Raw genomic sequence first — 14188 nt, forward strand, 5'->3', positions numbered from 1 at the left:
TTTTATGAATAAAAAACTACAACTTCTAGTTTTCATGTGCTTTTTGTTTACCACTAAAGTTTGGGCTCAGCAAGATGCACAGTTTAGCCAATATATGTTTAATGGCTTGTACATTAATCCTGCTTATGCCGGTTTTAAGCAAAATCTCAACATAAATTCTTTTTATAGAATGCAATGGAGTGGATTCGATGGAGGACCCCGAACAATGACTCTGTCCCTGGATGCTCCAATGTATGATAACACAATGGGATTGGGCTTTCAAGTAGCAAGTGATAAAATTGGAAATACCAATGATCTGTCTGCATTCGGAATCTATTCGTACAGATTACAGGTTAACGATGAATCACATTTGGCATTTGGCTTAGGTGTAGGTTTTTACCGTTCAGCATTTAATGGTTCGAAAAATATTCTGGATGATTCAGGAGATCCACTGAACTCTGGTAACGCATCCAGTTCTTTCAGTCCTGAATTAAAGTTTGGTTTATTCTATAATACCGAACGCTTTTATATGGGATTATCAGCCAATAATCTATTATCACCTTATTTGAAAAAGGATTACGATTTAAGTACGATTTCTCCACCTAAATCCACCCAGGTTTATTTAACCTCAGGTGTTGCTTTACCTTTAAGTGAAAATGTGGTTATGAAACCTTCATTTTTATTAAAACAAGATATAAAGGGTTATTCAACACTTGATTTGAATGCATTTTTCCTGTTTTACGATAAAATTTGGGTAGGAGGTGCTTACAGAAATAGTTTCAAACTCATCAATAAACAACCTAATCAACCTTTATACAATGCCAATGCAGCCATTCTAATGACAGAACTGTTTTTAGGCGAAAAGTTCAGGGTTGGTTATGCATTTGATATGTCATTGAGTGCTGTAAAAGATTTGAACGCTAGTTCCCATGAAGTCTCATTAAGTTATTGCTTGGATGTTAAGGATATTATACCCGAGCGTGCACCGGCTCCACGAAATGTACAAGGTGTAACTGAACGTGCAGAAAAAGCTAAAGCTAAGGCAGCAGAGAAAGAAACGAAGCAAAAAGCTCGTGCTGAACAAGAAGCTTCAAAGGCCGCTCAAAAGGAACAAGAAAGAAAAGAGAAAGAGCAGAAAACTGCTGAGGAGAAAGTCGTTAAGCAAAAAGAAGAACCGAAAGTTATAGAACAACAAGTTAAAGAGAAGGAAAAGGTAGAAGTTCCTCAACCTAAGGTAAATGAAGAAGCTAAAGCTCAGGAAAGTAAAGCTCATGATGAAGCTAAGCGTATAAAAGAAGAAGAAAGACAGGTAGCTGAATTACGTGCAAGCGAAGCCAAGCGAGAACGTGCTGAAGCCAAGGCAAGAGCTAAAGCTGAGGCGAAAGAACGAGAAGATGCAAAACGTAAAGAGGAGGACGCCAAACGTGAGGAAGAGCGCAAAGAAAAAGAGGCTGCACGTGAAAATGAGCGCGCTGCAATGAAAGAGAAAGATGCTGAAAAAGCCAAAGAAAAAGCGGAGAAAATGAAGGAAGAAAAGGCTAAGGAAGTGGAAACACCTGAGCAACGTGAGGAACGGAAAAAAGCTGAAAAAGAAGAGGCTAAGCGTATCAAAAAACTTAAGCGTCAAAAAGGTGCAATGGTAACGCCACGATACTTCTAATGTTGTGTGAAGACTAATGATTTTATTAACAATTAAATGTTAATTATTTAATAGAAATTATTGTGGTTCAGTTTTTTATGATTTACTCTTGGTTAGATAATGTGATTATAATCTAACTTAACCATTTGGAAAAAGGAATTATATATATATTTTGGCAATTAAATAAACTTAGGGTCATATGAAACGTTTTTTAGGTATTTTAACAATAGTAGGTTTTATCTGCAGTGCAGAGATGACCTACGCACAGGTTGATAAGGCCGATCAGGAGTTTGAGCAGTTGAGTTATACTACTGCGTTAGAACTTTACAAAAAAGCCTTTGAACAAACCAAAACAGTACCAATTCTTCAAAGAATTGTTGAGTGTTATAAACGAACCAATCGTTATAAAGAGTGGGAAACTTGGGCGGCAAAATTAATTGCTGCAGACAATAAAAATCCAGAGAATTACCTTACTTATGGTGAAGCTTTGGTAAGAAATGGTAAATACGCTGATGCTAAGCAAGCCTTTTATTTGTATGGCCGTTATTCTAATGGTAAATTATTCGAGTCACAGTTTTTACAAGCTTCTTGTGATAGTGCTCTGTATCAAATGAATAACCCTCAAACTCAGGCTACAGTAAAGTCTCTTGATATTTTGAGTACTCCTTATTCGGATTGGGGATTGGTAAAATATCGTAATGGTTTCGTGTTCAGTTCTGACCGTCCATGGGAACAAAAAACAATTGATAAAAACTCTAAGAAACTTTATGGCTGGACAGGTCGTCCATTCTTAAAGATTTTCTATGTAGAAAGTGATCCTGAGAAAAATGTTTGGGGAACTCCAACCTTATTCTCTGATTTCTTCAATGGTGAATATCATACTGCAGGTGCTGCATTCAATGAGCGCCAGAATACAGTATTCTTTACTCGTACTCGTTTTGTAAATACTCCAGAAACCGGTACTAAACCAGTTTTGCGTTTAGAGATATTCATGTCTGAAGCTTGGAAAGAAGCTAAACCATTTAAGCATAACTCAATTTTGAAATACTCAGTAGGAGACCCTGCCGTTACTTCAGACGGTAGTCGTTTATACTTTGTTTCTGATATGTTAGGTGGCTACGGAGGTACAGACATTTACTATTGCGATATGGGTACTGATGGGGAGTGGGGCGCATTTAAGAATGCTGGTCCTGGCATTAATAGTAAGGGTGATGAGCGTTTTCCTACTTTAATGAATGATAATGTAATGTTCTTCTCTTCAAACGGCCGTATTGGTATGGGAGGATTGGACATTTACCGTGCTACTCGTTCAAAAGAAGAATGGAAAGACGTTATTCGTTTAGATTATCCGATTAACTCACCTCAGGATGATTTCAGTTTGGTGGTTACTAAGATATCAGGTGTTCCGGAGAATGCTGATAAAATTAAATTAGAAGGTTTCTTCTCTTCGGATCGTTTTGACTCAAAAGGTGCTGACGATATTTATCAGTTTACTTGTGTAATGCCTCAGTTCCAAAAGGAATACTATTACAAAGGGCGTACAATCAATAATGAGACCGGTTTGCCAATTACCAATGTTTCGATTACTGTAATTGATTTGGCTAGCAAAACATCCAATACCTATAAATCAAATGATAAAGGTGATTACGAAGTTCCGTTAAAGCCAAATCGTCAATATGAGATTGTGATGAAGAAGAATAACTATTTCGCTTCAAAACAATTATTCAATACAGGAGATCAACTGCGCCCTGACATGTTGCAATCAGACTTAAAGTTTGACCCAATTGTATTGGATCGTTCAATCCGTTTGAATAACATTTATTATGACTTTAATAAGGCTACCATTACGGCTGAATCTCAAAATGATTTAGATAATTTGGTGGGTGTTATGAAAGAAAACCCTGAGATTATTGTAGAGCTTGGTGCTCATACCGATTCAAGAGGTGATGCTGCTACCAATTTAGCATTGTCGCAGAAACGCGCCCAAGCTGTAGTTGATTATGTAGTTACTAAAGGAATTGCAGCTACACGTATTATTGCTAAGGGTTACGGAAAAACCAAACCTCTTGTAATGTGCGATAACGCTGCTGATTGTTCGGAGGCTGAACATGCTTTGAACCGTCGTACAGAATTTAAAGTGACAAAAGTAAGTGCTATTGCTTCAAGCAAATAATTTGATTGAGCTTCAATAACAAAAAAAATCCGGCCATAAGCCGGATTTTTTTGTTATTGAAAATCTGTCTTGCTCTATTTTGAAATATTTTTTTCCTCTTCTTTAATAAGTAGATCATAGGCATCTTTATAATATCTTGAAAGATATTTCCAATCAAAATGCTCTGAAGAACTTTCCACCATGTTTCGTTGAGAAATCCGCTCCCTGCGGGTTAATTGAACGAATGAGAATAACATGTTAGCCAAAGACTCTGCTGATTTTGAATAGTCGTTATGCCTTCGTCGAACTATATATATCCCATGAGACTCCTCATTAGGTAAGTTGCTCAATACATAATCCCCAAATCCTGATAAATCACTTGTAACCGTAGGTATACCACTTGCTACACATTCTAAGGGTGTGTAGCCCCACGGTTCGTAATAACTTGGGAATATACCCAAATGACAACCTCTAAGAAATTGATGATATTCTAAACCGAATAGAGGGTTAGTAGGGGAAATGAAGTCGGGGTGATAAACAACTTTAACTTTATCGTTTTTAGCATTGTGCAATTGAACGCGTCTAAGGTGGTTTACAATTTGATCATTATGGTTGTCAACTAAATCATGTGTGACAATGTATGGTAACTCTTCATTTTTCCAGCTCAGCAGTGTTCTTCTTAATCGTAGTTTCCAATAATCATCCACAAAATCATTTAATTGTGGCATTTTTTTATCTGGGTTGTATGCTGAAGCTAAGAAAAGTTTATCTCCAATTTGCTTTCTGATAGCTGTGCATGTATCCCGAACCTCCTCCATTAGTGCACGTGAGTGTAATACTTTGGAATTAATTGAATAGAAATCTTGCTTAGTAATAATGAACATTACAACCGTTACATCAATTCCGGAACGCTGCATTTTTTTATTTAATCGTTCAATTGCATCAATTGTAAGATCAAATCCTTTATTTACATATTCAAATCTGCCAGATGTGAAGAAATATAGGGTGTTTTCAAGATCGAAAGAATAATTATGAAAAAAATGCCCCATTACAAACTGGTGAATTTTCTGTTTGTACTCCAAATGCAGGTTTTGGAATTCATGTAAGGCGACAAATCGTTCTATATTTATTCCGTTTGGTGTAATTACATCAGGTTTTCTACCTACTAAAACTTCACATTCATAAGCCGTTATTTCACTAACAGTAGTAAAAATATCAGCATTTTTTGCAGCAGATCGTTCAAGCAAGACCTTAGATACGCAATTGAACCTAACGGCTTCTCGTTCCCAATTTATGCCAGGTAATATATCATAAAACCGAGGAGTGGTGGTTGCTAAATAGCGTCCTAATTGAGTTGCATGGGTGGTAAATACAGTTTTAATAGGGAGCCCCATTTTTTTAATTGTGGGTATAGGGCTTCCAACCATCCATTCATGGAAATGAGCATATATCTTTTTGGTAGTTGTACCAGGTTGTGCTAGAAATTCCAGATAAATTTTAACAGCATCTCCAAAGGCAATGGTTTGATCTACCAATTCATCATAATTTACCGTATCAATTTGATGGTTTTCCCATAAAAAATATTTAACCTCGTGTAAACGAGAATACACAGGAGCGAAATTGATTAAAATGACCTTGGGGTTTCCTGAAACAAGCCAAGTGCCGTAATGAACTTCATATCCGAGACTTTGCATTTTAAGTGCGGCCCTACCAAAAGCATCATCATATTTGGTGGTGGCTTCAAATTCGGCTGGCATTTTACCTGGAAATAAAGGTCCAATTAAGCAATAGTTGTCTTCCCACATGTCAACCATTGCCGGCGCCTTTGACCGGATTACAGTGTATATTCCACCTACTTGATTACATACTTCCCAGGCAATTTCAACCAAAAGACTCTTGTTTTGCTGCATTTTGAAGAAGTGTTTTTGTTTTAGGTTAAGTTGATCCTATCAGGATTAAATTTTAGTCAATATACTTAAATGTGCGTTTACAATAATGAATATCAAAATAATTATTTCAGTTTTAATTTTATTCTTGAGTTCAGTTATTGCAAAAGATATAATGTTATAATTTGATAATGGTGTCGATTTTATGGAATTTAGTAAACTAATGCAATCAATTAACAGATGAGTTATTACAATAATATATTGGAAACCATTGGTAATACGCCATTGGTAAAATTAAATAAATTGGTAGAGGATATACCGGCCACAGTTTTGGCAAAGGTTGAGACCTTTAATCCAGGTAACTCTATTAAAGACCGCATGGCTTTAAAGATGATTGAAGATGCGGAAAAGGAAGGTAAGCTTAAGCCTGGCTATACAATAATTGAGGGCACGTCTGGGAATACTGGTATGGGGTTGGCCATGGCTGCAATTATAAAAGGTTATAAATGTATTTTTACAACCACCGATAAGCAGTCGAAAGAAAAAGTGGATGCTCTTAAAGCGTTTGGTGCCGAAGTTATCGTGTGTCCTACCAATGTTGATCCTGAAGATCCGAGGTCGTATTATTCAGTTTCAACCCGATTGGTTAATGAAACGCCTAATTCATGGAAAGCTAATCAATATGATAACCTTTCTAACACAAAAGCTCATTACGAGCAAACAGGGCCTGAAATCTGGGAACAAACAGAAGGGAAGATTACTCACTTAGTTGTAGGGGTAGGAACAGGTGGTACTATTTGCGGTACCGGAAAGTATTTAAAAGAGAAGAATCCAAATATTAAGGTTTGGGGGATCGACACTTACGGATCTGTCTTTAAAAAATACAAGGAAACAGGAGTTTTTGATAAAAATGAGATTTATCCATACATAACAGAAGGTATAGGAGAGGATTTTTTACCTGCCAATGTTGATATGGATGTAATTGACCTGTTTGAAAAAGTTAATGATAGAGACGCGGCCTTGATGACCCGAGAGATTGTAAAAAAAGAAGGAATCTTCGTTGGAAACTCTGCAGGTGCGGCCATTGCAGGACTGAAACAATTAAAGGATCAGCTTACGAAAGATGACCTTGTTGTAGTTATTTTTCATGATCATGGAACTCGCTATTTAGGTAAAATGTTTAATGATGACTGGATGCGCGAGCGAGGTTTCTTGCAGGAAGAGTTTATCACTGCAAAAGATTTGGTGAAAGATCATCCGGCCGCTTTGGTTACAATAGGGTCGGGCGAGCCGGTTTCGAATGCTATAGAAAAGATGAAGAAATACGGCATCTCACAAATTCCTGTAAAGCGAGATGGCGAATTTGCCGGGGTTCTGGATGAAAGTCATTTATTCCGATTAATGGTTGGAGATAATTTAACGACTAATAAATTAATTGAAGATGTCATGCTTCCTGCTTTGCCAGAAGTAAGTGGCGATGATTCGATTAAGAAAGTGACCAAATACCTTAACCATGGTAATAAGGCTGTATTAGTGAAGCTGGACGATGGTTCTTATCATATCATTACCCAGCAGGATATTATTACACATATGTAAACGAACAGGGGCTGAAATTCAACTTCAGCCCCTGTTTATTTCGGACTTAATAATGTATAACATTCTTTAGCAATTTCAAGTTCTTCATTAGTAGGGATAATCAATATTTTTACTCTTGAATCTGATTGGTTAATTTCCCGAATTCCCTTAACACGTTGCTTATTCTTTTCTTCATCTATTTGAATTCCTAAGTAATCAAGGTTTTCCGATGCCATTTTTCGAATCAAGGCATCATTTTCTCCAACTCCAGCGGTAAACACGATTGCATCCAACCCGTTTAGAACAGCCGTAAACATACCAATGTATTTCTGTATCCGATAAGCATACATTTCATAAGCAATCTTTGCATCATGGCTGCCTTTTTCCAGTTCTAGCGTGATATCTCGCATGTCACTAAAACCAGTTAAGCCTATCATGCCGCTTTTTTTGTTCAGTATGGTGTTTACCTGGTCTAAATCATATCCAAGCTGGTTAACCAAATGAAATATTACAGATTGGTCAATGTCTCCGCAACGAGTTCCCATTATTAAGCCATTCATTGGGCCTAATCCCATTGATGTGTCAATGCATTTGCCGGCATTTATTGCGGTCATACTACAACCATTCCCCAAATGAATGGTAATTATTTTAGCGTCTTTTTTACCCAAATAGATAGCTGCCTGTTCGGAAACATATTTATGACTGGTGCCATGAAATCCATAAGCTCTAATTCCGTAATTAAGATAAAACTCATTAGGGATTGCAATGCGATAGGCTTTTTCTGACATGGTTTGATGAAAAGCTGTATCAAAAACGGCAACCTGCTGTGCACTGGTAAATATTTTTTCAGCTACTTCAATACCAACATAATTTGCAGGATTATGTAAAGGTGCCAACGGGAAAAGCTTTTTTATCTGCTCCTTTACAGCGGGAGTAATAGCTGTTGTTACAGCAAATTGTTCTCCACCATGCACTACCCGGTGTCCAACAGCCTCAATTTCTTCAGGATTTTGAATAACCCCATAGTCAGGATCGGTAAGTAGGGCCTTTACTTCTTTTAATCCCTCTGCATGATCATTTAAGTCTAAATTTTCTTTCACTATTTCATCGGTTCCCTGTGTAAATATTTTGTGGGTAATAACCGAATTGTTTAATCCAATCCGTTCAACTAGACCGCTGCAAATGGTTTTTGCGGAGGGCATTTCAAATAATTGATATTTTATTGAGCTACTTCCTGAGTTTATGACGAATACTTTCATTTCAAGAATTGTGAATTATTTATTAATAGGCTATTGCTGAGCTTGAATTGCGGTTATTACTACAGTGTTGAAAATGTCATCCACGGTACAGCCCCGGCTTAAATCATTAACCGGTTTGTTTAATCCCTGCAACATAGGACCTATGGCCAGAGCTCCAGTTTCACGTTGTACGGCTTTATAAGTATTGTTTCCAGTATTTAAATCAGGGAAAATCAATACGCTTGCTTGCCCTGCCACTTCAGAGTTGGGCAGTTTTTGTTTACCTACAGTTGGATCAACTGCTGCATCGTACTGAATTGGACCTTCTATTTTTAAGTCCGGGCGTTTTTGCTTTACGATTTCCGTGGCTTTACGAACCTTTTCAACTTCCTCTCCCTGACCGGACGTACCTGATGAGTAAGAAAGCATTGCTATTTTAGGGTCGATGCCAAACATTTGGCTACTCTCTGCAGAGGAAATAGCAATTTCTGCGAGTTGTTCGGCGGTAGGGTTGGGGTTAACTGCGCAATCTCCGAAAACAGAAACCCTATCAGGCAAACACATGAAGAAAACAGAAGAAACGACTGAAACATTCGGTTTGGTTTTCACAAACTGTAAAGCCGGACGAATTGTATGCTGCGTAGTGTGAACCGCTCCTGAAACCATTCCGTCAGCCAGTCCTTTATAAACCATCATCGTACCGAAATAAGAAACGTCATTCATCAAGTCTTTCGCCATATCTATATTCACGCCTTTATCTTTACGTAGTTCATAAAAGGTTTCAACGAAGTCTTGGAAATGAATCGATTCAGATGGTGTAGTAATGTTGAATTTGGTAATATCTGTATTTATTGCCAGACGCTTAAATGCTGCTTGTATTTCTGATTTATCTCCTATAATGGTTAAGTCGACGATATCCTGACTTACCAGTCGGGCTGCAGCTGTAAGAATTCTGTCGTCATTCCCCTCAGGTAAAACAATATGTTTTTTTGCTGTTTTGGCCCGCTTTACCAGTTGGTATTGAAACATGCGAGGGGTAATTCCTTCAGGTTCAAAGGTAACTATGCGCTGGTCGAGTTCCGGAGTATCAACATAGCGTTCAAAGGTGTTAATTGCTAGCTCAATTTTTTTTACATTATCCGGGTAGATACGAGATTGAATTGAGCCAATTTTATTAGTTGTTTCAAATGTGCCTTTATCGGTGGCAATAATCGGAACCTTAGAGTCTAACCCATCAATAAGGTCTAAAACTGGTTCGTCAGGAAGTAATCCACCTGTTAAAACCAGGCCTGCAACCGGGGGATAGTTTTTTGATATATTGGCTTGTAAAGCACCGATTATAATGTCGGCTCGGTCTCCTGGAGTAACGATCAGTGTGTTTTCTCTTAATCGAGTTAAGAAATTACGCATCATCATGGCCCCCACTATGGCGCTGTCTACCTGGTTGGTTAATTTATTTTCGCCAAAAAGAAGCTTTCCATTCAACGTTTCATGGATTTCCTGCATGGTTGGATTACCAAGTTCCTTTATTTCAGGAATAACGGATTTGATTATTTTCGAAGGAAGGTTTTCCTTTAATAGTGTTGTTAATTCAAATGCCTGAGTTGATTGAATTTTGTTTGCAATTACGGCTAATACCTGTACTTCTTTGTCAGTAAAGTTATTGCATGCTGTTCGAATAGCAGCAGATGTTTCAAATGCTGTTTCATTCTCTCCCGATTGCACAAATATTACTGGAGCGCCCAAGTTTTTTGCTATTGAAACATTTAAATCAAACTCAAAGGCAGTTCCTTCTCCTATAAAGTCTGAGCCGTCAATCAGTACAAAATCATAGTTTTCTTCAAGTACTTTGTATTTTCTTATAATGGAGTCAATGATTTCGGCTTCTTTATGAAGGTTGATCATGTGAAACACTTCATTTCGAGTAAAAGCATATGTCTCACTATAGTTTTGCTTTAGGTCGAAATATTTTAGAATGGTTTCAATGGTACTGTTTTTTTTCCCTTTTTGAGGGTCATCATCAACAAAGGGTTTGAAGTAGGCAATTTTTTTGGCCTTGCTTAAAAGCATGTTCATTAGGCCCAAGGCCACAACTGATTTTCCGCTATAGGGTTCTGAGGTAGCAATGTAAAGAGCATTAGTCATAAGTGTTTAAGAATTATGAAAGTTGTTCAATCGGATAATGATTAAGTGAATGGAAGATAGCTAAAAAAATACGACTGACCAATGACTTTGATCAGGTTAAAAAAACAAAAAGCCCGGTGGGACCGGGCTTTTCGTTGTGTGCCGTGCATATCTATAAACTAGGAGGTGCAAGTCCTCTATGGGGGTCGGTAGTTACCAACCATTAGCCAAGAGCAAGGGTGTCCGTTGCGAAGCGGAATCTGAAGGCCGTATGTTTGTAAAGGAATAAGTTCCAGGAAGTTATGTAAATTTAAGAAAGAACCCCTAAAATTTTATAACACTGGAACTTATGCAACCACAAGTTAATCAATTAGATTTTAGCGGTCAAAACATTTATGTTGGTTTTGACGTGCACTTAAAAAGCTGGCAGGTTACCGTTATGACTGAACTGCTCACCCATAAAACCTTTTCGCAGCCACCTAAACCCGAAGTATTACACCAGTATCTCCGGCAGAATTTCCCCGGCGGCACCTATCATTCCGCCTACGAAGCAGGCTTCTGCGGCTACTGGATCCATAACCGCTTGGAGGCTCTGGGCATTCACTCCATCGTGGTCAATCCTGCCGATATTCCCACCACCGATAAAGAAAAAGTGCAAAAAGAGGATTCCAGGGATAGCCGTAAAATCGCACACTCATTAAGAAGTGGCGCCTTAATCCCGATTTATGTTCCTTCCAGTAAAACCCTAGAGGACCGTTGTTTAGTTCGCACCCGGTCCATACTGACCAAGGACCTTGCCCGGTATAAAAACCGGGTAAAATCGTTCCTGTACTTTCATGGCATTGAACTACCTGCGCCCTTCACCAAAAAACAGTCCCACTGGTCGAAACCTTTTGTTGATTGGCTGGAAAGCATCGCTATGGCTGAGCAGAGTAGTAAAACGGCCCTGCAGGCCATGATTTTAGAAGCGAAACATTTGAGAGCCTCTGTATTGCAACTCACCCGGCATTTACTAGAGCTATCAAAAACAGGTACTTACCAGGAAGCCATCGCTTTACTGCGAAGTATCCCTGGCATCGGATTATTAACGGCCATGACCTTATTAACCGAGCTGGAGACGATTAACCGGTTTAAAAACACGGATCAACTCTGCAGTTTTATAGGACTCATCCCCTCGACGCATTCAAGTGGGGAAAAAGAACTAGCCGGTACTATCACCCGACGGGGGCATAGCGTGCTGCGCAGCGCCCTGATTGAAAGTGCATGGGTAGCCGCACGCCTGGATCCGGCACTGACTAAAAGTTTTCATGAGTATTGCCGGCGAATGGAACCGAATAAGGCCATCGTAAGAATAGCCCGGAAATTACTCAACAGAATCAGGTATGTATTAATAAACAAACAAGAATATGAGTGTGCAGTGGTTAAATAAAACTAAAACGCCATATAAAAACATCCTTTTAATCTGAGACTGATAACACGCTTCCTGCAGTGCTGGTCATTCTGTATCTGCTATCTGAAGGCTACAGCTCACTATCTATAAAAAATTAAACACGGCATTGCAGCCCGATTTACCGGTTCTGCTAATAGAAGGATGTTTTTATAGGCTTTTAGTTCATTGAAAAGACAGGTGTGTCTGAAGATTCAGGGCAAGAGAGTTTTCTTTAGCCATTTAGGACAATGAATACAGCAAAAAAGCCCCTGTCATTGTGGGGCTTCAAAGCTATATTCACCGTCATAAATCCTATTGCTGGTGAGTTGCTCTCCAGCAGCGCCCACTTCCTCTTCGGATTTATATCACAAAGGTAATCATTAAAAAAACTTCCAGATCTCTTGCTTTACAACATAGAAGGAAGCTTGAGGCAAATCCCTGAACCGAGGCACACGAACCCTATCAGGCATATCCAGCAGGATGAGATTGCAACACAAATCGAAGTCCAATAACTACCCGGATACTGGAGTGTAAATAAGGCGGTTACATGGGGAGAAAGTGTATAGGTTTACCACGGGAGGTCTGACAGACGTGCGGAAACAAGCAGTATGAAACACGGCTAACAATTGCTGTCAGAAGTCAGCAGAGATCAAAGTACGCTGCTACGAGCTAGCAGGGGAAGGGTCGAATCTTAAGAGGTGAGCATCAAATGAAGGTTACTGTATGAATGGTAGAAAGCAGAAAACGGAGCAAGACACCTGGCAGAGCGGAACTAGGTCGGCAACCGAATCAAGCTCTGGAGGGCAGACATATCTATGGATGACTGAAAAAGGAAACACCAACACAACGCAAGGGCAACAAGCCCAACTTTTGGAGTATATACTCTCACCATCCAACCTTAATGCGGCCTACAAACAAGTTAAGCGTAACGATGGATCAGGCGGGGTTGATGGGATGAGTGTGGAAAAGCTCTTACCCTACTTACAATCCCATCGAGAAGTATTGCTTCATTCACTACAAAATGGGAGGTACAAGCCTCAAGCTGTTCGCCGGGTTGAAATACCCAAAGAGAACGACAAAAAGCGAGCTTTAGGCATCCCTACGGTAGTGGATAGAGTCATTCAGCAGGCAATCACCCAACAATTAACACCTATTTACGAAAAACAGTTCTCGTCCAACAGTTACGGTTTTCGTCCAAAACGCAGTGCTCATCAGGCCATAAAGCAGTGCCAAACCAACGCAAACGAAGGTTATCGTTACGTTGTGGACATGGATTTGGAGAAATTCTTTGATATTGTTAACCAAAGCAGGCTGATAGAGATTTTATCCCGAACCATTGAAGATGGCAGGGTAGTATCATTGATACATAAATACCTAAAAGCAGGCGTAATGGTACAGGGAAAATTTCAAGAGACATCGATGGGAGTTCCGCAAGGAGGAAACCTAAGTCCGCTGTTGAGCAATGTAATGCTCAACGAACTGGACAAGGAACTAAAGGAAAGAGGACATCGTTTTGTCAGATACGCTGACGACTGTATGGTATTCTGTAAAAGCCGCCGAGCCGCCCAGAGGGTGCTTGTCAGCCTTACCAACTACATCGAACAAAAGCTTTATCTGAAAGTAAATAGAGAGAAAACCACAGTTGCACACATCAAGGACGTTAAGTTCTTGGGGTATGGATTTTACTTCAACAAAAATGGTTGCAAAATGCGCGCCCATAAGAAAAGTGTTGAAAAGATGAAAGAGAAAATCCGAGAACTGACCTCACGGAGCAACGGATGGGGCAATGAACGCCGAAAGGAAGCAATAAGACAGTACATCACAGGCTGGCTTAACTATTTTCAGCTGGCAGACATGAAAGGATTGTTGGAACGCATAGATGAATGGTATCGAAGAAGAATCAGGTCATTGATATGGAAACAATGGAAAAGTATCAAAACCCGAATTAGGAATCTGATAAAACTGGATATCCCGAAAAACAAGGCAAAGGAATACGGCAACACAAGGAAAAGCTACTGGCACATAGCTAATAGTCCAATCCTTAGCAGAAGTATCACCAATGAACGCCTTAAGCAGTCGGGTTACCTGTTCTTTACTGACTACTATCAAAAATTGCGTTGTGTAAATTAAGAAACCGCCGTATACCGAACGGTACGTACGGTGGTG

8 protein-coding genes are annotated in these 14188 nt (G+C 39.2%); 5 read left to right on the plus strand and 3 right to left on the minus strand.

Annotated features, from left to right (window positions below; genetic code table 11):
* The first annotated feature begins 4 nt into the window (after positions 1–4).
* Both L2B55_RS07910 and L2B55_RS07915 read left to right on the plus strand, forming a co-directional pair.
* Complete coding sequence (locus L2B55_RS07910) at positions 5–1639, plus strand: PorP/SprF family type IX secretion system membrane protein (RefSeq protein WP_237850009.1); 1635 nt, start codon at positions 5–7, stop codon at positions 1637–1639.
* A 178-nt stretch (positions 1640–1817) separates the two neighbouring features.
* The gene (locus tag L2B55_RS07915; protein ID WP_237850010.1) at positions 1818–3791 is read left to right on the plus strand and encodes an OmpA family protein; all 1974 of its coding nucleotides are present in this window, start codon (positions 1818–1820) and stop codon (positions 3789–3791) included.
* A 74-nt stretch (positions 3792–3865) separates the two neighbouring features.
* Here L2B55_RS07915 and L2B55_RS07920 read toward each other — a convergent pair whose 3' ends face one another.
* Positions 3866–5680 (minus strand): glycosyltransferase, encoded by a 1815-nt coding sequence (locus L2B55_RS07920; RefSeq protein WP_237850011.1) that lies wholly within the window; start codon positions 5678–5680, stop codon positions 3866–3868.
* Between the two features lie 216 nt (positions 5681–5896).
* Here L2B55_RS07920 and L2B55_RS07925 point away from each other — a divergent pair, with 216 nt between their 5' ends.
* Positions 5897–7252 (plus strand): pyridoxal-phosphate dependent enzyme, encoded by a 1356-nt coding sequence (locus L2B55_RS07925; RefSeq protein ID WP_237850012.1) that lies wholly within the window; start codon positions 5897–5899, stop codon positions 7250–7252.
* A 35-nt stretch (positions 7253–7287) separates the two neighbouring features.
* Here L2B55_RS07925 and L2B55_RS07930 read toward each other — a convergent pair whose 3' ends face one another.
* Together L2B55_RS07930 and pta are read right to left on the minus strand one after the other, a co-directional pair.
* The gene (locus tag L2B55_RS07930; protein ID WP_237850013.1) at positions 7288–8490 is read right to left on the minus strand and encodes an acetate/propionate family kinase; all 1203 of its coding nucleotides are present in this window, start codon (positions 8488–8490) and stop codon (positions 7288–7290) included.
* Between the two features lie 30 nt (positions 8491–8520).
* On the minus strand, positions 8521–10614 hold the full coding sequence (pta, locus tag L2B55_RS07935) for a phosphate acetyltransferase (protein WP_237850014.1): 2094 nt from the start codon (positions 10612–10614) through the stop codon (positions 8521–8523).
* 328 nt (positions 10615–10942) lie between these two features.
* On the opposite strand from pta, the gene L2B55_RS07940 reads away from it, so the two are divergent.
* Both L2B55_RS07940 and ltrA read left to right on the plus strand, forming a co-directional pair.
* A complete protein-coding gene (locus L2B55_RS07940) occupies positions 10943–12022 on the plus strand; it encodes an IS110 family RNA-guided transposase (protein ID WP_237845150.1) in 1080 nt (359 codons plus the stop codon).
* Between the two features lie 723 nt (positions 12023–12745).
* On the plus strand, positions 12746–14152 hold the full coding sequence (gene ltrA, locus L2B55_RS07945; protein WP_237849835.1) for a group II intron reverse transcriptase/maturase: 1407 nt from the start codon (positions 12746–12748) through the stop codon (positions 14150–14152).
* The last annotated feature ends 36 nt before the right edge of the window (positions 14153–14188 follow it).

Origin of the sequence: Solitalea lacus, assembly GCF_022014595.1 — a bacterium.
Classification (GTDB): Bacteria; Bacteroidota; Bacteroidia; order Sphingobacteriales; family Sphingobacteriaceae; genus Solitalea; species Solitalea lacus.

What these genes read in the sequence shown, in the direction of transcription:
- L2B55_RS07910 (WP_237850009.1), top strand. Translation starts at nt 5, where the DNA reads ATGAATAAAAAACTACAACTTCTAGTTTTCATGTGCTTTTTGTTTACC.
- L2B55_RS07915 (WP_237850010.1), top strand. Translation starts at nt 1,818, where the DNA reads ATGAAACGTTTTTTAGGTATTTTAACAATAGTAGGTTTTATCTGCAGT.
- L2B55_RS07920 (WP_237850011.1), bottom strand. Translation starts at nt 5,680, where the DNA reads ATGCAGCAAAACAAGAGTCTTTTGGTTGAAATTGCCTGGGAAGTATGT.
- L2B55_RS07925 (WP_237850012.1), top strand. Translation starts at nt 5,897, where the DNA reads ATGAGTTATTACAATAATATATTGGAAACCATTGGTAATACGCCATTG.
- L2B55_RS07930 (WP_237850013.1), bottom strand. Translation starts at nt 8,490, where the DNA reads ATGAAAGTATTCGTCATAAACTCAGGAAGTAGCTCAATAAAATATCAA.
- pta (WP_237850014.1), bottom strand. Translation starts at nt 10,614, where the DNA reads ATGACTAATGCTCTTTACATTGCTACCTCAGAACCCTATAGCGGAAAA.
- L2B55_RS07940 (WP_237845150.1), top strand. Translation starts at nt 10,943, where the DNA reads ATGCAACCACAAGTTAATCAATTAGATTTTAGCGGTCAAAACATTTAT.
- ltrA (WP_237849835.1), top strand. Translation starts at nt 12,746, where the DNA reads ATGAATGGTAGAAAGCAGAAAACGGAGCAAGACACCTGGCAGAGCGGA.